Source organism: Caulobacter sp. BE254, assembly GCF_031457295.1.
Classification (GTDB): domain Bacteria; phylum Pseudomonadota; class Alphaproteobacteria; order Caulobacterales; family Caulobacteraceae; genus Caulobacter.
In genome coordinates this window covers 140,864-159,274 of record NZ_JAVDWJ010000008.1, presented here as the reverse complement: position 1 = coordinate 159,274, position 18,411 = coordinate 140,864, and the positions used below count along the sequence as shown (strand labels likewise).

Annotated in this window: 14 protein-coding genes; 2 read left to right on the top strand and 12 right to left on the bottom strand. The window is 69.8% G+C overall.

The features are described from left to right. Positions 1-126: 126 nt before the first annotated feature. From addB to J2X41_RS15890, 5 genes are read right to left on the bottom strand one after another with little or no spacing between them, the layout of a single operon-like run. Positions 127-3,111: a double-strand break repair protein AddB gene (gene addB / locus J2X41_RS15910; protein WP_310083001.1), complete on the bottom strand. Its 2,985-nt coding sequence runs from the start codon at positions 3,109-3,111 to the stop codon at positions 127-129. Positions 3,112-3,113: 2 nt separating this feature from the next. After that, positions 3,114-3,866 carry an N-acetylmuramate alpha-1-phosphate uridylyltransferase MurU gene (gene murU / locus J2X41_RS15905; RefSeq protein ID WP_310083000.1) on the bottom strand — a complete coding sequence of 251 codons (753 nt, stop codon included), beginning with the start codon at positions 3,864-3,866 and terminating at the stop codon, positions 3,114-3,116. Continuing rightward, positions 3,863-4,969, bottom strand: a complete 1,107-nt coding sequence (gene amgK, locus J2X41_RS15900) for an N-acetylmuramate/N-acetylglucosamine kinase AmgK (protein WP_310082999.1) — start codon at positions 4,967-4,969, stop codon at positions 3,863-3,865. Before amgK ends, murU begins: the two co-directional genes overlap by 4 nt. After that, positions 4,959-5,414 (bottom strand): tRNA (adenosine(37)-N6)-threonylcarbamoyltransferase complex ATPase subunit type 1 TsaE, encoded by a 456-nt coding sequence (gene tsaE / locus J2X41_RS15895; RefSeq protein ID WP_310082997.1) that lies wholly within the window; start codon positions 5,412-5,414, stop codon positions 4,959-4,961. The genes amgK and tsaE overlap by 11 nt, the downstream gene beginning before the upstream one ends. Beyond that, the gene (locus J2X41_RS15890) at positions 5,411-6,265 is read right to left on the bottom strand and encodes a 1-acyl-sn-glycerol-3-phosphate acyltransferase (RefSeq protein WP_310082996.1); all 855 of its coding nucleotides are present in this window, start codon (positions 6,263-6,265) and stop codon (positions 5,411-5,413) included. Before J2X41_RS15890 ends, tsaE begins: the two co-directional genes overlap by 4 nt. A 105-nt stretch (positions 6,266-6,370) precedes the next feature. Here J2X41_RS15890 and J2X41_RS15885 point away from each other — a divergent pair, with 105 nt between their 5' ends. After that, positions 6,371-7,006: a hypothetical protein gene (locus tag J2X41_RS15885; RefSeq protein WP_310082994.1), complete on the top strand. Its 636-nt coding sequence runs from the start codon at positions 6,371-6,373 to the stop codon at positions 7,004-7,006. Between the two features lie 143 nt (positions 7,007-7,149). Here the strand turns inward: J2X41_RS15885 and J2X41_RS15880 are convergent, their stop codons facing one another. Next, positions 7,150-7,341 (bottom strand): hypothetical protein, encoded by a 192-nt coding sequence (locus tag J2X41_RS15880; RefSeq protein WP_028039426.1) that lies wholly within the window; start codon positions 7,339-7,341, stop codon positions 7,150-7,152. A 130-nt stretch (positions 7,342-7,471) separates the two neighbouring features. On the opposite strand from J2X41_RS15880, the gene zapE reads away from it, so the two are divergent. Continuing rightward, positions 7,472-8,590, top strand: coding sequence for a cell division protein ZapE (gene zapE, locus J2X41_RS15875; RefSeq protein WP_310082992.1), 1,119 nt, complete (start codon positions 7,472-7,474; stop codon positions 8,588-8,590). Between the two features lie 80 nt (positions 8,591-8,670). Here the strand turns inward: zapE and J2X41_RS15870 are convergent, their stop codons facing one another. The 6 genes from J2X41_RS15870 to J2X41_RS15845 all read right to left on the bottom strand — a co-directional run bounded on the left by J2X41_RS15870 (position 8,671) and on the right by J2X41_RS15845 (position 18,340). Then, positions 8,671-11,442, bottom strand: coding sequence for a TonB-dependent receptor (locus tag J2X41_RS15870; protein ID WP_310082991.1), 2,772 nt, complete (start codon positions 11,440-11,442; stop codon positions 8,671-8,673). A gap of 289 nt (positions 11,443-11,731) precedes the next feature. After that, complete coding sequence (locus J2X41_RS15865) at positions 11,732-12,733, bottom strand: BadF/BadG/BcrA/BcrD ATPase family protein (protein ID WP_310082990.1); 1,002 nt, start codon at positions 12,731-12,733, stop codon at positions 11,732-11,734. Positions 12,734-12,735: 2 nt separating this feature from the next. After that, on the bottom strand, positions 12,736-13,899 hold the full coding sequence (locus J2X41_RS15860; protein ID WP_310082989.1) for an SIS domain-containing protein: 1,164 nt from the start codon (positions 13,897-13,899) through the stop codon (positions 12,736-12,738). After that, positions 13,892-15,190 carry a D-tagatose-bisphosphate aldolase, class II, non-catalytic subunit gene (locus J2X41_RS15855; RefSeq protein ID WP_310082988.1) on the bottom strand — a complete coding sequence of 433 codons (1,299 nt, stop codon included), beginning with the start codon at positions 15,188-15,190 and terminating at the stop codon, positions 13,892-13,894. Before J2X41_RS15855 ends, J2X41_RS15860 begins: the two co-directional genes overlap by 8 nt. A 163-nt stretch (positions 15,191-15,353) precedes the next feature. Beyond that, a complete protein-coding gene (locus tag J2X41_RS15850) occupies positions 15,354-16,259 on the bottom strand; it encodes an EamA family transporter (RefSeq protein WP_310082987.1) in 906 nt (301 codons plus the stop codon). Continuing rightward, complete coding sequence (locus J2X41_RS15845) at positions 16,256-18,340, bottom strand: alpha-galactosidase (RefSeq protein WP_310082986.1); 2,085 nt, start codon at positions 18,338-18,340, stop codon at positions 16,256-16,258. Before J2X41_RS15845 ends, J2X41_RS15850 begins: the two co-directional genes overlap by 4 nt. Between the last annotated feature and the right edge of the window lie 71 nt (positions 18,341-18,411).

Below are 18,411 nucleotides of genomic sequence, written 5' to 3'. Positions count from 1 at the left end.
CTCCCCCTGTGGGGGAGGTGGCGCGGAGCGCCGGAGGGGGGAGTGGTCCCGCCTCGACCATATCCCCCCACCGATCGCTTCGCGATCGCCTCCCCCACAGGGGGAGGGACTTCTGGGACCGGCCCGTCACTCCGCCCCCTCCCCGTCGTCGCCGCTGGTCGACCATTCGAACACCCGCGCCAGGTGGCCGTAGTCGCCCGCGTGGTCGTGCACGAACTGTGGAGCCACGCGCGACAGATACGGCTGCTTCGGGTTGTCGTAACGCTCGATCAGGTCTCGCAAACCCTGCAAAGCCTTGATCGCCGCCTCCTGGCTGTCGGCCCCGGCGGCGGCTCGGACCTCCTCGACGCCGGCCGGCTTGCGGCCGGTGACCCGCAGATAGGTCAGGTCGCCGGGCTCGCGCCGGCCGACCTCGGGAAAGCCGCCCTCACGCAGGATGGCGGCGGTCAGGGTCAGCTGCGGCGAGAAGCCGGTCTCGACCTGCTTCTTCGACGGCGCGGCGCCGGTCTTGTAGTCGAGGATGTGGGCCAGACCGTCGGCCGTCGGTTCGATGCGGTCGGCCTTGGCTGTGACGGTGAACGGCCGGCCGCCGATGTCGAAGGTCAGTTCGCCGGCGGCCTCGACCACGATCCGCTCGGCTCCGGCCCGGCGGCGGGTCTCCAGCTCGGCGACCCACCGCGCCGCCTCGCGGGCCAGGGCGCGTTCGCGGGCCAGGGCGGCGGCCGGCATGCCGGCCTTCTCCAGCTCGCCCAGATAGAGGCCGGCGAAGATCTCGGCGGCGTTCTCCGGCACGGGGCCGGGATGGGCCAGCGAGAAGGTCTCGAACGCCGCGTGGATCGCCGTGCCGCGCGCCCGGGCCTCGACCGGCTCGTCAGGGCGGTCCAGCGGATAGAGCTTGAGGATGTCGCGGGCCCAGACGGCGTAGGGGTCGCGGGTCAGGGCCTCGACCCGGGTGACGGCCATCTTGCGCGGCCGGTCGGCGACCGGCGGGGTCGGGGCCGGGCGCTTGATCGGCTCGTAAGGGCCGGGCGCGTCGAGGTCGCGAGCCCAGGCCAGCACGTCCGGACGCTCGGTCAGGCGCAGGCCGGCGCCGCGCGCCAGGGTCTTCAGCCGCCACAGCCAGCGGCTCTCGACGGCCGGCGCCCCGCCGCGCCGCTCGCTGTGGACCAGGACCACGTCCGGGGCGCAGGCGGCCTGGGCGAAGTCGTGGGCCGTCAGGCCGATGCGGCGCTCGGGCGGCGGCAGGTTCAGCTTGGCGCGCATCGGCCGCGACAGGAACGGGTCGATCGGCGCGCCGCGCGGCCAGATCCCCTCCTCCAGTCCGGCCAGGATCAGCCGGTCGGCCCGCACCATCCGCGCCTCGATGGCCCCGAAGATCCGCAGGCGCGGATGGGTGGCGCCGCCGGTGCGCAGGGTCTCCTCGTTGACCAGGCGGTCCAGCAGGTCGGCGAAGCCCTGGGCCGAGGCCGGCGGCAGGGCGACGCCGTCGGTGATCAGCGACGACAGCAGGCCCGCCAGGCTTTCGCCCGCCGAGCCGGCCCACAGGTCGGTCGGATCGGCCAGGACCTCCAAGGCCTCGACCAGGGCGCGGGCGGCGGCGGCCGGCTGGCCCGCCTTGGGATCGGCGACATAGGGCGCGGCGACGCGATGGGCCGCGGCGAGCACGCGCTCGACCAGGGCCTTGGCCTCGGGATGCTTGTCGAGCCGCGCCAGCAGTTGGGCGGCGTCGCGGGGGGCCGAGCCGCGCAGGCCGTGGCGCTCCAGGTCGCGGGCGGCCTGGGCGTCGGCCCGCAGCAGCGGATGCTTGGCCACGGCCAGCAGGCGGACGGGGTCCAGCGGATCCACGGCCAGGCCGGCGACATGCTGGGCCAGGATCGCCGCGGCGCTGGCGGCCAGGGGCGCGCCGGCCGAGCTGTCGGGGACCACGCCCCAGCGCATCAGCCGGGCGTTGACCCGCCGGGCCAACTCCTGATCCGGCGTGACCAGGGCGGCGGTCAGGCCGGGAATCTCCAAGGCCTCGCGCAGCAACAGGGCGCAGGCGACGGCGGCCTCCTCCTCGGTGCGGGCGCCGACCAGGGACAGGCCCTTCAGCCCCTCCTCGATCGGGTCCAGGCCCGGCGCCTCGGCCCGCAGCCGGTCGATCTGGGCCAGCCAGTCGGCGGTGGCCTCGGCCGGACGCAGGGCCTCGTTGATCAGGCGTCGACGCCAGCGGCCCCGGCTGTCGGCCTCGGGCCACCAGGGGCGGACGTCGGCCCGCGTCGCTTCGGCCCCGACCAGCAGGCGCTTCATCGCCCCCTGCGGATGCTGCTCGCCCGCCAGGCCCTCGACCTTGTCCCAGGCGTCGTCAGCCAGGCCGTCGTCCAGACCGGGCAGCACCACCGCGCCCTGCGGCAGGCCGGCGATCACTCGCAGCAGGCGGGCGGTGGCCGGCGCGGTGCCGGTCGAGCCGGCGGCGACCAGCACGCCCGGCGGCGGATGGGCCTCCCACTGGTCCGACAGCGCGTTGAGCAGCCGAACCCGCCGGTCGCTGACGTCGATCAGCCCCATCTCGTCCAGTCGCCTCGGCCAGGCGGTCAGCACCGCCTTCAGGAACCGCGCCGAGACCTGCCAGTGCTGGGCCAGGTCCCCCTCGGCCAGGCCGTCCAGCCGGCCGTCGTCGGTGACCACCTCCTCGATCTGGCAGCTGTCGAGGAAGTCGGCCAGGGCCTTGGCCATTTCCAGGGCCTGGCCCGCCTGGGGCTGGAACGACAGCAGGTGGGCGTGGTCGGCCACCAGCCGGGCCAGCTCGAACCGGCGGCGGCGCGAGGAGACGGCGGGCGGCAGGTCCAGGCTCAGGTCGCCGGGCTCGAACGGCGGCTCGCCCTCGTCCAGGTCGCCCAGCGGCCGGATCTGCGGCAGCAGCAGGGCCTTGCCGCCGCCTACCGCCACGAAGGCGTCCGCCAGGGCGCGGGCGCCCCGGCGGGTCGGGGTCAGGACCGTGGCGGCAGGCAGGGCTTCGGGCCCCAACGGCGCCAGGGCCTGCAGCAGCCCGCGCGCCAGGTCCTCGACGAAGGGCCGGTGGGCGGGGATCGAGAACCAGCGCGGTCCCGGATGGTCGAAGGGGCCGGCCATGGCTAGGTCGACCCCGTAGGGCCAGGGCCGGCCAGCCGGGCCTCGGCCGCGTCCCGCGCCTGGGGATCGCCGACATGCATCCAGACGCCGGCCGGGGCGACCCCGTGCACGCGCCGGTCGGCCGCCAGGGCCTTCCAGATCGGGGTCAGCGAGAACGGCCCGTCCGGACCGCCGGCCACCACCTGGGGCTTGCAGATGTGGACGCCGACATAGACCAGCGGCGCGGTCTCGCCAGGATCCTTGAACCGCACGACCCCGTCTTCGGCCAGGAAGACGTCGCCGCTGTCGTGGAAGCCCAGGGAGCCGGCGGTGGAGGCCAGCATCAGGCAGACGTCCATCCGCTCCGGGTCCCAGGCCCTGGCCACCGCCGCGATGGCCGAGGCGTCCTCGATCCAGACGGAGTCGATATTGGCCACCCAGATCGGATCCTCGCCCAGCAGCGGCAGGGCGTGCTTGACGCCGCCGCCGGTCTCCAGGGCCTGGGGTCGCTCGTCGGAGATGACGATGTGCGGCAGGGGATGGGTCGCGGCGCGCCGGACCAGGTGCTGCTCCAGCCGGTCGGCGAAATAGTGGACATTGACCACCGCCGTCTCCACCCCGGCGGCGGCCAGCCGGTCCAGCATGTGGTCGATCAGCGCCTTGCCGCCGACCTCGACCAGCGCCTTGGGCCGGTCGTCGGTCAGGGGCCGCATGCGGGTGCCGAGGCCGGCGGCCAGCACCATGGCGATCTTGGGAGCCTGCTGGGGCGCGCTCATCGGCGGAACTCCGACGGCACATGCTGGTCGAACCACGCCTTCAGCCCCGCCATCGCTGGATCCTGGAGATTGCGCTCCAGATAGCGCCAGGTGCGCGGCATGTAGGCCTCGTACTGCGGCCGGCCCAGCAGGGCCTGGCGTGCGAACACCCGGCCCAGGATCCGGGCGGCGTTGGAGGCGGCCAGGGCCCGGTAGTCGGCGACGAAGGCGGCGCGGTCGACGCTGGGCCGGGCGGCCAGGTAGCGGTCGAGCATGGCCTGCTCGAGCTCTGGCGACACGTCGCGGCGGGCGTCCTGCAGCAGGTGGGTCAGGTCCCAGGCCGGGTGGGCGCGCAGGGCGTCCTGGAAGTCCAGCAGACCCACGCGGGCGACGCCACGGCGGTCGGGCAGCCACAGCAGGTTCTGGGCGTGGAAGTCGCGATGGGTGAACACCGAGGCGCCGGCCTCGCCGCGCACCCAGACCGGGGCCCACAGGGCGTCCCACTCGGCCACGGCCTCGGGGCTGAACGGGGCCAAGCCCGAGAACTTCGGCCACCATTCCAGGAAGGTGTCGGTGGCGATCTTCAGGGCCAGGGCGTCGTAGGTCAGCAGGGGCCAGGCCACGCCGCCCTCCGCTGTCAAGACGTCCGGCGGGGTCTCGGCGTGCAGGGCCGCCTGCACGTCGACGGCGGTCTCGTACAGCGGGACCTCGTCTTGTCCCTCGGCGATCAGGGTGGCGTAGAGGCCGTCGCCCAGGTCCTCCAGCACCGCCAGCCCGGCCCCGACGTCGTGGGCCAAGATGGCCGGGGCCGACAGGCCGCGCCCGCGCAGATAGGCGGCCGTGGCCACGAAGGCTGCGACCGAGCCGGCGGCCAGGCGGGCGGCGGCGTTGTAGCCCAGGGCCACGCGCTCGGCGTCGCTGGCGCCGGGCGGACAGACCATGCTCTCCAAGGCCGGCGGCTGGTCCATGAAGATGAAGCTTTGATCGCCCCCCGAAGACTTGGCGCGATGCAGGCGCTCATAGCTGCGGGTCGAGGCGTCGCCGCCCAGCGGCTCGCGACGGGCGTCGCCGAAGCCGTGGGTCGCCAGGAAGGCCGCCTTGAGGGTTGCGCGATCAGAGCTCAAGCGGGCGTCCTTCGAAGGTTCCGTGGGCCACGATCACGGCGCGGCGCGCCTGGCCGTCGTCGCCCATGGGGGTGATGTCTATAGCGAGTCGGTCGGCCGGCAGGCGGCCTTGCAAGCGCTGGGGCCATTCGATCAGGGCCGCCCCGTCCTCCAGCGCCTCCTCCAGCCCGATCTCATAGGCCTCGTCGGGGTCGGTCAGGCGGTAGAGGTCGAAATGGGCGACCGGGAAGTCGGGGCCGTCATAGAACTGCACCAGGGTGAAGGTCGGGCTGGGGACTTCCTCGTCGGGCGAGGTCAGGGCGCGGACCAGGGCGCGGGCCAGGGTCGACTTGCCCGCCCCCAGGGGACCGGTCAGGCAGACGGCGTCGCCCGGCCGCAGGGCGATGGCCAGCTTCGCGCCCAGGGCCTGGGTGGCCGCCTCGTCGGGCAGGTCGATCTGGATCATCGCAGCACCGCGTCGGGGTTGGCGGGCAGCACCCGCTCGACGAAGTGCTTGAGCGCGCCGGTCGCCATGGCCGCGTCGGGGTCCAGCGCCTTGGCCGCGATCGGCCGGCCGACGATCAGCGAGAAGCGACGCCCGCGCTTGTTGAGCATCTCGTGGAACAGGGTGATGTCGCGCAGCTCCTGGAAACGGCCGTCGAACAGGTGGAACAGGGTCGACCATGGGCCGGTCAGGTGCATCGGCACGATCGGCGCGCCGCTCCAGCGGGCGATCGACACGGCCGAGGTCTGCCAGGGCTTGTCCGTGAGCCGACCCTGAACCTTGGTCGCCAAACGTCCGGCGGGGAAGATCGCCAGGGCCCGCTCGGCCTTGAGCGCCGCGCGGGTGCGCTCCAGCACACCGCGAGTGTGGGCCAGGGTGCGCTTGGCCTGCACCCACTCGACCGGGATCAGCGCCTCGCCCAGGCGGGGACAGACCCGCATGGCGTCGGCGTTGGCGTAGAACAGGATGTCGGGCCGCCGGGCCTTCAGGGCGTCATAGACCGCCACCCCGTCGGCGACGCCCGTCGGATGGTTGCAGACCAGCAAGGCCGAGCCGGCGGCCGGCAGATTGTCCAGGCCCTGGACCGCGACGTCGAGGCTCAGCAGATCGGACACGTGGTCCAGCGCCTCGCGGCCGCCCATGGTGGCGACGGCCTCGGCCAGGGCGCGGGCCTTGTCGTAGCTGAGCAGGGCGTGCAGCGGCCCACGCGCCAGGGGCCAGGCCGGCGAGCCGCACAGCTTCGGCGCCCGTTCGGCGATCAGGGTGTCGATGATGTCGGGGCGCGCCGGTTCGAGGGCCTGCGTCGGGGTCATCCGCCGAGTCTAGAGAAGCCGCCGCGAGGTTCCAAGGCGAAGGCTGGAAATTTGACGCGGAGCTCGTGCTGTCCGACCTTGGTGGTGGGCATTCGGGAGCGCTCCATGAAAAACCTCGGCCGCTGGCTGATCCTCGCCGCCTCGATCGTCGCCGTCGGCGCGGGGATCTGGGCCTATTGGAACTTCGAGCTGCGCTGGCGGCCCAAGACCATCACCAAGAATCAGGCCGAGATCGCGCGCATTCTCGAGAGCTCGGGCTGGGTGTCGCCGGGCCTGTCCGGGTCTCGGCTCTACATGGTCAGCTTCCGCACCTGCCCCGACTGCGTGCGGTTCAAGAAGGAGGAGTATCCGGGCCTGCACAAGGCCGGGGTCGACACCCGGCTGATCGAGATCGCCCGCGCCGAGCGCAACGGCGTGCCGAAATCCACCCCGGTCGAGCGGGCGACCGTGGCCGAGCTGTGGGTCAACCGCGATTGGGCGCTGTCGGAACGCTGGGACGCCACGCCGGTCGAAGCCTGGAAGGCGACGGGTATCGCCCCAGCCGACGGCGACATGGCCCGCACCGCCGTGATCGAGGCCGGCCGCAAGACCGTCGAGGACCTGCGGCCGCTGCTCAAGGCCAACGGGGTGAACTTCGCCTATCCGCTGCTGGTCTGGTGGACCAAGGACGGCAAGATGAAGGCCTGCGCCTGCGAGCGGCGCGAGACGTATCGGTTCGTGCGGAAGGATCTGGGGGTTTAGGAAACCCTTCCCTCCCCCTTGCGGGGAGGGTGGCCCCGAAGGGGTCGGGTGGGGTTTGATGAGTCGATCTTTTAGCGCGGTGGACCCCACCCACCAGCTTCGCTGGTCCCCCCTCCCCGCAAGGGGGAGGGAGGAAGAGTAATTCACACCGGCCGGTTGCTGATCTCGTTCTTGCGGGCCTGGCGGGTCTTGGTTCCGTGCTGGCCGTCCAGCTGGCCGTTGCGGGGCTCGTCGCCGGCGTCGATGTCCAGGTTGTCGTCGGCGTCGTAGAGCGCCGCCGTCTCGCCTTCGGGGGCGAGGTCCGAGGGAATCGTGCGGTCTTCGGGCTGGGCCATGTCGGTCTCCTCTGACGTTGCGGGAGACAGAACGACTTCGGCTCCAGCCACGTTTCATGGCCGGTTTCCGGACGCTCGCGGACCATAGGGGACTTTCCCCGTCGCCCTCGCCGCGCTAACCCCCTCCGCGATGCCCACATCCGTCCGCACCGCCTACCGAGAGCGCCTGGCCCAGGGCGAGATCAAGCCCGACGTCGCCCAGGCCGCCGCGGTCGACGCCCTGTCACGCCTCGAGGCCGACCTCGACAACGCCGGCGAGCCCGGCTTCTCGCTGTTCGGCCGCAAGCCCAAGGGCCAGAAGGGCGTCTATCTGTGGGGGCCGGTGGGGCGCGGCAAGTCCATGCTGATGGACCTGTTCTTCGACAGCGCCCCGGTCGCCCGCAAGCGCAGGGTGCACTTCCATGTGTTCATGGCCGAAGTGCACGAGCACATAAACGTCTGGCGCAAGGGCGACGCGGCCGAGCGCAAGGCCCGGTTCGGCCAGCACAAGGGCGACGATCCGATCGTCCCGACCGCCGACCTGATCGCCGCCGACGCCCGCCTGCTGTGCTTCGACGAACTGCAGGTCACCGACATCGCCGACGCGATGATCCTGGGCCGGCTGTTCGAGGCCCTGTTCGCCCAGGGCGTCACCCTGGTGGCCACCTCCAACCGCCCGCCCGACGACCTCTACAAGGACGGCCTCAACCGCCAGCTCTTCACCCCGTTCATCGAGATGCTGAAGGAGAAGCTGGAGGTCGTGGCCGTGCGCGGGCCGGTGGACTTCCGGCTGGACCGCCTGCGCGCCGCCCGCACCTGGCTGGCGCCCGACGACAAGGCCAACGCCGCCGAGTTCGACCGGCTGTGGGCCGACATGCTGGACGGGGCCGAGGAGACCGGCGTCACGCTGGAAGTCCTGGGGCGCAAGATGCGTTTCCCCCGCGCCGCCGGCGGCCTGCTGCGCGCCTCGTTCGCCAGCCTGTGCCAGCAGGCGCTGGGCCCGCAGGACTATCTGGCGATCGCCGAGCGCTTCCACACCCTGTTCCTCGAGGACGTGCCGCTGCTGACCCCCGAGCGGCGCGACGCGGCCAAGCGGTTCAACACCCTGGTCGACGCGCTCTACGAGGCCGACGCCAAGCTGGTGGCCCTGGCCCATGGCGAGCCCGAGGCGCTGTACCCGGCCGGCGACGGGTCGTTCGAGTTCGAGCGCACAGTGTCGCGCCTGCAGGAGATGCGCTCGGCCGACTATGTGGCGCGGGTGCGGGACTAGGGCATCGGCCAAGCTCGTGACGTATCTGAACCGGAAGGACCGCCGCCGGCGCCGCAATGGGCGGGACCGGCGGCGCGCTGCTAAAAGCGGTAGCTCAGGCCCAGCTTGTAGCTGGCGCCGTAGCGATAATAGCCCTGCGGCAGCATCGGATTGCCGTTGATGCTGTAGGTGTTGGCCTTGTCCAGAAGGTTCTGGCCCTCGAGGGAAATGTCCATCTTGTCGTTGATCTTGTACGACGCATGGGCGGTGACCCAGGTGATCGGATCGGCCTTTTCGTTATAGCCGGCGCCGAGCACGTTGACGGCCGTCGTGAAGCCCGCCGTGCGGTCGCCCGAGAGGCTCAGCGACACCGGACCGTGGTCGTAGAACACTCCCAGCGAATAGACCGACGGCGCAATCCCTTCCAGCGGACGCTCCTCGTCGCCGACATAGCTCTTGGCCCAGTTGCGCGTGTATTGCGCGCGCACGCCAAGGCCGTTGTCCAGGAAGTGCTGCAGACCGACCTCGACGCCCTTGACCGTGGCGTGGTCGCCGTTGATCGGACGGCTGATGTTGAACAGGTGGCCCGGGACGCCGATGTCCTGGCCCGGCTCCCAGCTGCTGGTGATCTGGTCCTTGATGCGCTTGCCGAAGACGGCGACGTTGAACACCGAGTTGGGCCGGAAATAGTACTCCAGCGACACGTCCACCTGCTTGGCTTGGTAGGGCTTCAGCTCGGCGTTGCCGCTGTAGACCTGGGTGAAATCGCCCCACGAGACGCTTTCGGTCGTGCTGGTCGGGGCCAGGGTCGCGACCGACGGGCGGGCCATGGTCTTGGCCGCCCCCAGGCGCAGGCGCAGTTCGTCCGTGAAGCGGTAGTTGAAGTTGAACGACGGCAGAGCGTAGGTGTAGGTGTTGTTCTGCTCGATGGCGGTCGGCGGGGCATAGACCGCCGTGTAGTTGAACGCGCCGTTTTCGATCACTTGCAGGATCTTGGCGTCCCAGGCCTGGGCGTTGGTCTTGGTGCGCACGACGCGAAGGCCGACATTGCCGGTCCAGCGCCGACCCTCGAGATTGGCCTGGACGAAGCCGGCCCAGGTCTCTTCGCCCACGCGATAGCTTTGCAGCGGGTTCCAGGCCGGCGCGGCCTTGGAATAGTCGTACGTGCCGCCGCCCGGGCGCGGCTTGCCGTCATAGGCGGCCAACGCCGCCTGGTAGCTGGGAACGTCGAAGGCCAGGAAGGTGCGGGGGAACTTGGAGTCCACCTTGCTCATGAAGTTGGGCAGGGAGAAGCTGTCGGAAATGACGTCGCCGCCCAGCGCGCCGACGTTGATCGCGTAGTTGCCGGAATAGTAGTCGGCCCCGCCTGTCAGGGCGTTGTTGACCAGGTCGCGCGACTTCTTGCGGTCGGTGTAGTTGACCCCGAACTGCACATTGTCCACCCAGCCGAACTTGGCGTCCCAGGCGCCCTTGAACGACGCGCCGGTGATCTTGTCGTCGATGTTGTCGCCCGCCAGCGAGAAGTAGTGGGTGTTGAAGTCGGCCTCGCTGAACTGGCCCTTGGCCAGGCCGCTGCTCAGCTCGCGGCCGTCGTCGAAGTTGACCGTGACGTTGGGCACGCGCTCGCCGGTCAGTTCGATATGGGCGCTGTTGGGCTGGTTCATGCGCAGGACGACATAGCTGTCCTGGCCGCCTGAGTGCCGCTTGGAGGTCGAGCGATAGACGTCGCCCGTCAGGGTCAGCCGGTCCGAGACCTTCCATTCGGCGTTGGCGCCATAGAGCTGGGTCTCGACCACGCGATAGGAGGTCTGGTTCAGCAGCTCCGGATTGAGGCGCATTTCCGGATCGGGATTGGTCATGTCGAAACTGGTGACGATGCCGTTCTTGATCACCATGTTGGACCAGCGGCCCGGCGCGTAGAGCGGGTAGAACGACTGCTGGTAGCCGACCTGCGGCGAGTCCAGCTTGGTCGTCAGTCCGTCGACGACCAGCTTGAAGCTGTCGGACGGCCGCCATTCGAGCTTGCCGGTGAAGGCGTGGCGCTTCTTCTTTTCCAGGATGGAGCCGACGCGGAACTGGCCCGGACCGATCAGGCCGTATTCCTCGGGGTCCAGCACGCCGTTGTTGTTCGGGTCGATCGCGCCGCCCCAGGCGTTGCCGGACGTCCAGCTTTCGTCGTTCGGATCGGCGTTGCGCGTCCAGCCGCCGTCGTTGCCGGCCACGTCGGTGCGGTCGTCGCGCTTTTCCAGCACCACGCCCAACAGCAGGCCCAGCGTGTCGCCGGCGAAGGTGTTGCTGTAGACCGCCGACAGCTTGCGGCCGTCCAGTTCGGACATCTGGTTGCGATCGCCCTCCAGCCGCACGATGCCTTGCTGGCCCCGCCTGTCGAAGGGGCTGGCCGAGCGCAGGTTGATCAGGCCGCCGATGGCGCCTTCGGTGTTGGCCGCCTCGGCGCCCTTGATCACGTCCGCGCCGCTGATGACGTCGGAGGGCAGCACGTCATAGGCGAAGTCGCGCCCCGCGCCATCGGTGGCCAGGATGCGTCCGTTGAAGGTGGACAGGGTGTATTCCGGGCCAAGGCCGCGGACGCTGACCTTCTGGCCCTCGCCGCCGGCCGTGCGCGAGATCGACACCCCGGTGATGTGGCTGAGCGAGTCGGCGACGTTGTCATCCGGGAACATGCCCAGTTCCAGGGCGCTGATCGAGTCCTGGACCGTGGTGGCGTCGCGCTTGAGCTTGACGGCCTTGGCCACGCTGGCGCGCACGCCGACGACGACGACCTCCTCGACCGTTCCGTCGTCGGAGGCTTGGGCGGGAACCTGGGCGATGGCCGCGCTCGCGGTGAGCAGGGCGACGATGCTGGCGCCGGCCATGACGGCCCCCCGGCGTGATGGACGACGTGACATGGCGAACCCCTTTTCCTCGCTTGACTGGACGCAAATTCCGAAGTTTCGGTTCGCACCCTATTTATAATATAAAAGGTAACAAGCCTTTCGTTGTTCTGTCAAATCGCTACTTAACGAAAGTGCGCATCAAGGGCATGTTCGTCGCCGGAATGGCGAAATTTCCATCACGGCCCCGACTAACTCACTGTATGAAGTCGTATTCGGCGCGGCCCGGATCACGGAGCGAACGCCCTTTCGGTTAGGGGTGACGTCAACATCAGTTGCGGTTGGACACACCGCCCGCCGAAACTGGGTCTGGTGGCCTGGGCGTCCGCCCACTGAGGCGCGCCGCATAGAGGGCCGCGCCGATCGCCGGGTTGAAGCGCGGCGCGACGAGGCGGTAGTCGGGCGAATACAGCGACAGCTGCTGGCGGAAGGGCTGGAGGATGAGCTCGCCGCCCTGAAACACCCCGCCCGAATAGGACAGGTTCACCGGCTCGCCGGGCGGATACCGCAGCCGCTGGCGGATCGCTTCCACGATCGCCGCCAGCTCGCGGCCGGCCTCCGTGAAGATGCGCCGCGCGACCTCGTCGCCTTGCGCCGCCGCGCGGGCGACCAGGCGCGACAGGCCGGCGATGCGATCGCGCTGGGGCGCTGACCGGGCGTAGACATAGGCGCAGACGTCCAGGTCGTCCTTCAGCTCCAGTTCGCGTGTCAGCAGGTCATGCAGCGGTCCGCGCGGCAGGCGGCCGTCGGCCATGCGCGAAAAGGCGTTCAGCCCCTGCACGGCGATCCAGTAGGCCGAGCCCTCGTCGGAAAAGATCTCGCCCCATCCGCCGCCGCGCGCCGTAAGGCCCTGGCGCTCGCCATAGCCGATGGAGCCGGTGCCGGCGACGATGTTGATGCCGTCCTCGCCGCCCAGCGAGCCCGCCCAGCCGCAGATCATGTCGTTGCCGCAGGCGTAGCGGCGATGGCCGAGCACCGCCTTGGGAATCACGTCGAGAAAGGGTTGGACCTGGGAGTCCTCGCCGTGGGCGGGAAGGCCGAAAAAGGCGAAGAGGACCTCGTCGGGCGCGGCGCCGGCCTTGTCGAGCACGGCGTGCACGCCTTCGTGGAGCAAGACGTGCAGGGCCTCGAAACCGACCTGGATATGATAGCTGGACCCGCCTTCGTGGCGGGCCAGCTCGCGGCCGGCGGCGTCGGTCAGGACGAAGGCCGTCTTGGTGCCGCCGCCGTCCACGCCCAGAAAGTAGCCTGCGGGCCGGTTCGCCTGGTCCATCGTCAGCTCAGCTCGTGGATGCGCACGCCCTGGACGACGCGGTTGACCGTGCCCGAGGTGTTGGGCTTGTCCGGCGCCAGCCCCAGGCGCAGGGACTGGAAGAAGGCGAAGATCTGCGGCGCCACGATATAGGGAAACAGCAGCTCGGCGTCGTCGGCCGTCTCCAGTCCTTGCACGCTCAGTTCGTCGCTCCTGGCCAGGCCCACGCCGTCCTGCGCCGTGATGGCGATGACCCGCGCGGCGTCGTCGTCGCGTCGCAGTTCGCCGAGGAGGTCCAGGTCGTAGCTGCGGGTGTAGGCGTTGTTCGAGAAGAAGACGACGACCAGGGTGCGGCCGTTGACGATGGTCTTCGGGCCATGCCGGAAGCCGAGCGGCGAATCGAACATCGTCACCAGGGCGCCGTTGGTCAGCTCCAGAAGCTTGAGCCCCGCCTCCCGCGCCAGGCCCTGGAAGATGTGGCTGCCCAGATAGACGACGCGCTCATAGCCTTCGGCGGCCGCGGCCTGCATGACGCCGGCATAGTCGCCGATCATCCGCTCGGTGGCGCGCGCGATGGCATCGACGCGTCCGTCCAGGACCGTGACGCCGCTGAAGACCGCCAGCGCCGCATAGGTCATGCACGAGAAGCTCGAGGTCATGGCGAAGCTGCGGTCGTGCGTGGCTTCGGGCAGCTGGAGGGTCAGGCCGCGGGACCGCTGCGCATAGCCAGCCAGCGCCCCGTCGGCGTTGCAGGTGACGACCAGGTGACGCACGTCCTTGACCAGGCGGTCGGCCAGCTCGACGGCCGCCAGGCTTTCGGGGCTGTTGCCCGAACGCCCGAACGAGACGAGCACGGTGGGCGTGTCGGCTTCGAAATAGAGCTGCGGCGCGCAGACCAGGTCCGTCGTCGGGATCGCCTCGACCCGGCGGCCCAGGCGCGCCGCCAGGACCGGCGCCAGGCATTGGCCGATGAAGGCCGAGGTGCCCGCGCCGGTCAGGATGACGCGCAGCGTCGGCAAGGCCAGCAGCGGCTGGAGAAAGGTCTCGATCTCGGACCGGCGCGCCATCAGCAGCGCCTGGGTCTCCCGCAGCATGGCCGGCTGCTGGGTGATCTCGCGCGCGGTCCACAGGCCGCCCAACTGGCTTAGGGCGGACTCGGTGAGGCCCAGATAGGTGACGTCAGGCATAGGCGGGCTCCGGCTCGGCGGTGCAGGCGGCGCGATAGGCGTCCAGCGTCGCGCCGATATGGGCGATCACCAGGTTGGCCGGGCTGGGCGTCAGGCCGGCGTTGCGGATCGCCGCGTAGGCGTCCGGCAGGTACTGGCTGATCAGCGCCAGGGGCGGGCGGTTGTCGGTCAGGTTGGCGAACATCACCTCCTGGGCCGCGATGATCTTCGGGTCGGGCCAGTAGTAGCGTATCCGGTCGGACAGACTGTACTGCAGGTCGAACTGCAGGTCCGCGCCGGTGGCGTGATAATATTTCGTCCAGTTGCGCGGGTCGGCCTTCATGCGCTCGACCGCGACCTGGCGGAAGCGCGAGGCGCGGTCCTCGCCGATCCATTCGCGCTCGATGGCGTCCAGGGCCCAGAAGGCCTCGCGCAGCGCGAAGGTGACGCCCGGCCCGACCTTGAGGATCGCGAAATGGTCTTCGACCAGGGCCTTGAGCGCCCTGGGCGTCTGGTAGTCGGTCGAGTGGGCCTCGAAGACGATGTGCGGCTGGTTCTCGATCGCGCGGCTCAGGGCGGCGGCCTTGGCGCGGTCATAGTCGATGACCTTGTGGTGGTCGAACTCGACGCCCGGCTGCACCACGGCGGCGATGACGCGCGGCCAGGCGTGCGAGAGTCCCTCGGCCGCGAAGATGGCGCGGTGGGCCTCGATCGTCCCGAGCGCCGCCTGAGGTGTCGTCACCTCCAATTCGGGCAAGTCCTCGGCCGCGCCGCCGGGCACGGGCACCTCGGTGCCGATGACATAGACGCACGGCTCGCCGCCGACGCGCCGCTGCGTGGCTTCGGCGACGCCGATCAGGCGCGCGGCGCGGCGGGCGACGGTGTCTTCCAACAGGGGTGTCGGATCGTCGGCGCACGACATCGAACAGTCGGCGTGGATCTTGCGGAAACCGGCGGCCACATACTGTTCGATCAGCACCTCCGCCTTGGTCATGGCCTCGTCGGCGCGAAGTCCGGTCCATGGATTGGGCCCCAGGTGGTCGCCGCCCAGGAGGATGCGCTCGCGCGGCAGGCCGACCTTGTCGGCGATGGCGTGGACGAAGTCGCGGAACAGGTCCGGCGTCATGCCGGTATAGCCGCCGTCCTGGTTGACCTGGTTGCAGGTGGCTTCGATCAGCACGACCTCGACGCCGGCCTCCAGCGCGTGGACGAAGGTCGCCTCGATGACCAGGGGATGGGCCGAGCAGACCGAATAGATGCCGCACGCCTGACCGGACTTATGCCGGGCCACCAGATCGAGCATCGCCTTCATGAAGAACCCTTTCGATGAATAGGTCCAACCTAGCGCAACCCAAAACGCAACGCAACGAAAGCAATGAAAACGAAAGATAGATATTTCGCTTCGATTCACCTCGCGCAAAAAAGAGCGGCCGCTGCAGGCAGCGACCGCTTGGAGGAGGGAGGTGAGGCGCGCCCTAGGAGAGGGCCAGCAGCGCCGAGGCTATGACGGCCAGAGCCAGGCCGATCATCTTGAGCTCGCCGGGCACGACCCCGGCGACGAGCAGCGAGATCACCGCCGTCACCAGCGGCCCGCCGGCGTTGGTGAGCGGGGCGACGACGATCGCCTTGCCGTATCGGAAGGCGTAGACCAGGGCCAAGGCGCCGATAGCGTTGAGCACCTGGATGCCCGCCGCCAGCCACGGCCCGTCCCAGCCCCAATTGATCGGCCTGGAAAAGTCGGTCATGGCCAGGGCCGCCGGCGCCACGAGCAGGCCGCTGAGCATCATGTAGAAAAAGATGCTCTCGGCGCTCATGCGCGTATTGGCCAGCTTCATGAAATAGGCCTGCACGCCCCAGCAGAGCATGATGACCAGGGCCAGCGGAAACCAGGTCGAGCCGTGCGCGAACGAAAAGCCCTGCGGCGAGAAGTCGAACAGGGGCAGGGCGGCCAACGCCAGCACCACCCCGAGAGCTCCCAATCGGGTCGTGCGCTCCTTCAGCAGGACGAAGGACATCAGGATGGTGACCAGCGGCGACAGCGAGATGATCGGGAAGATCAGATAGGCCGGCCCCTTTGAGACGGCGTAGAACAGGATCATCTGGCCGCCGGCCCCGGTCAGGCCGATCAGAAGACCGTAGAAGATCGACTTTGGATCGCGGTCCAGCTTCCACTTTTCCCGCTGCATGACGATCACGGCCGGCACGATCATGGTGACGGCCCAGACGCAATAGACCAGCGTTTCGGGAAAGCCGCGCTGGGCCGAAACGCTGGCGAACGCGCCCCACACGCCCCACAGGACGACGGTCAGGAACGCGAAGGACAGCCAGCGCCGGGGCGCGACGGCGGGCTCGGCGCCCACGGCGACGGGAGCGTCGGTCATGCGCGGCCGCCTTTCGCCGGAACGGCCTCGATCAGCAGGAACTTTTCGAACTTCGCCGGGATGCGGGCGGTCTTGGCGGTCACGGACCCCAGGTCCCGGCCGTTGTAGTAGTCGGTCAGGCGGTAGACGCCCTCGCCCAGGCCGCGCAGCTCGACCGGTCCGTCCCATCGCGGGGCGTAGAAGGCATAGTAGAGCTGGCCGTCCTTCTCGATCGCGTGGGCCTCGGGCCTATCGAAGCCGATGTCGTAGAGCTCGCCCCGGTACTGGCCCTTGGGCAGCATCTTGGCGCTGTAGAGGTCGGCCCATTTGCGCCACACCGCTTCGCGTTCGGGCGTCAGGCGGAAATTGGCGTCCTTGCCCCGGCCCTCGTTGGGCCAGGTGAACTTGGTCGAGATCACCGCGCCGATGCCGACGCTGGAGGCGAAGTCGTCGCCGCCGTCGCTCAGTTCGACATGGTCGCCGGCATAGGCCGCGTCACGGCCCATCAGCGCCTTCAGCGACTTGCCCTTCAGGCGCACCTGCCACGACGACAGGGGATCCGAGGCCGGGACCTGGTTGGTGTAGGGCAGGTTATGGAACGCGTAGGACGTGCCGCACGGGCAGAACTCGACGACGGCCTCGGGGTTGGCCTCGCGCGCGGTGTCGTAGACCAGCTTCCAGAAGTCCTGGAGCCTTTCGACCGACTCCTCGGGACGCGCATGGTTGTGAGCCGGGTTGTGGCAGGGAGCCACGCCGTTCATGTGCTGGCCGTCGAGCTTGAGGCCCTCGTAGCCCCACTCGCCGATGATCTTCCGCACCAGCTTCTGGGTGTAGTCCCGCGTCGGCGGGTAGGCCGGGCAAAGATAGAAAGCGTTCCACCAGGTGACGTTCTGCACCGCGCCGTCGGCGTCGAGCAGCAGCATGTCGGTATGGTCGTGCAGCAGGTCCGAGCCTGGGTCGACGGCCAGGGGCGCCAGCCACAGCTTGGGCTTGAGGCCGGCGGCGCGGATCGTTCTGACGAAGGCGACCATGTCCGCCTCGCTGCGGAACTTGCGCGGGTCCAGCGCCCAGTCGCCCTCGTTGGTCTGCCAGCCGTCGTCGAGGACGGCCCACTTGAATCCCAGTTCCTTGACCTTGCCGTAGGTCCCTTCGACCTCGGCGACCGTGAAGTCGCGGTCATAGCCCCAGGCGCACCAGATCGGCTCGTAGGCGCCTTCGGGGGCCTTGGGCGCGGCTAGGCCGCGGTCGGCCATCAGCCGGCGGTAGGCGTCGAGCGTGGCGTAGTAGTCGCGTTGGTGGACGGCGACGAAGGTCTCCAGCGAGACCAGGGTGTCGCCGGACTTCAGCGTCACCGCCCTCGCCTCCTCCAGCGCCACCGATGCGCCGGCCGACGAAGCGATGATCGGCAGCGAGACCAGCTTCGGTGTGCGTTCCACATGCCCCACGGCGAGGCCGGCGTCCGGCCGCCAGACATCGGCGACCGGCGTGCCCGATCCGTAGTCGGAGGCGTTCATGCCCATGAAGTTGGCCTGCTCGAAGCCCTCCTTCACCGGCTGCACCCAGTCGCGCCGGTCGGGGTGGGTCGAGCCCGACCAGGACCAGAAGCCCGCGCCCGACGACTTCAGGGTGTGCGCGCCGATCCGATAGCGTTCGACGTCGAGCGGCCCGCCCCCCGTGCGCCGCCAGCTGACCGTCATCAGCGGAAAGCCGGGATAGCGCGCGTAGAAGGTCAGGCTGACGGTCTTCTCCAGCCCCTCGGCCGAAACACCGCGCACGAGGTGGCGGACGCCCGGGCCGTGGATGTCGCTGACGGGCGCCTGGCGGTGTTCGGCGAACAGGAAGCGGTCGATCACCCGGCCGCCCTTGAGCGTCACCGTTTCGGACGGCGCGAAATCGGTCAGAGGCGCGGCCTGGCCGGCCAGGCTCGAGATCAGGCGGCTGTTCAGGGCGGCGTCGAACTCCAGGGTCAGGACCGAGTCGCCCGCCCGCGCCACCGCCGCCGCGGCCCAGGTCCGGCCCGCGCCGAGCGCGCCCGTGGCCAGCACGGTCCCGCCGAAAAGGGCCAGCAGGCCGCGCCTGTTCACAAGCGGTTTGGTGATCACGCGCAGCCTCTCCGTGCCTACAAAAACGATCTTGCATAGGTCGTTTTTAAAAGGCAAACAAAAAGGGACGA

Bases quoted from the DNA above. Each gene is read 5' to 3' on its own strand.
- murU (WP_310083000.1), bottom strand. From the start codon at position 3,866: ATGAGCGCGCCCCAGCAGGCTCCCAAGATCGCCATGGTGCTGGCCGCC.
- J2X41_RS15885 (WP_310082994.1), top strand. From the start codon at position 6,371: ATGAAAAACCTCGGCCGCTGGCTGATCCTCGCCGCCTCGATCGTCGCC.
- J2X41_RS15850 (WP_310082987.1), bottom strand. From the start codon at position 16,259: ATGACCGACGCTCCCGTCGCCGTGGGCGCCGAGCCCGCCGTCGCGCCC.
- zapE (WP_310082992.1), top strand. From the start codon at position 7,472: ATGCCCACATCCGTCCGCACCGCCTACCGAGAGCGCCTGGCCCAGGGC.
- J2X41_RS15870 (WP_310082991.1), bottom strand. From the start codon at position 11,442: ATGGCCGGCGCCAGCATCGTCGCCCTGCTCACCGCGAGCGCGGCCATC.
- addB (WP_310083001.1), bottom strand. From the start codon at position 3,111: ATGGCCGGCCCCTTCGACCATCCGGGACCGCGCTGGTTCTCGATCCCC.
- tsaE (WP_310082997.1), bottom strand. From the start codon at position 5,414: ATGATCCAGATCGACCTGCCCGACGAGGCGGCCACCCAGGCCCTGGGC.
- J2X41_RS15880 (WP_028039426.1), bottom strand. From the start codon at position 7,341: ATGGCCCAGCCCGAAGACCGCACGATTCCCTCGGACCTCGCCCCCGAA.
- J2X41_RS15855 (WP_310082988.1), bottom strand. From the start codon at position 15,190: ATGAAGGCGATGCTCGATCTGGTGGCCCGGCATAAGTCCGGTCAGGCG.
- J2X41_RS15860 (WP_310082989.1), bottom strand. From the start codon at position 13,899: ATGCCTGACGTCACCTATCTGGGCCTCACCGAGTCCGCCCTAAGCCAG.
- J2X41_RS15865 (WP_310082990.1), bottom strand. From the start codon at position 12,733: ATGGACCAGGCGAACCGGCCCGCAGGCTACTTTCTGGGCGTGGACGGC.
- J2X41_RS15890 (WP_310082996.1), bottom strand. From the start codon at position 6,265: ATGACCCCGACGCAGGCCCTCGAACCGGCGCGCCCCGACATCATCGAC.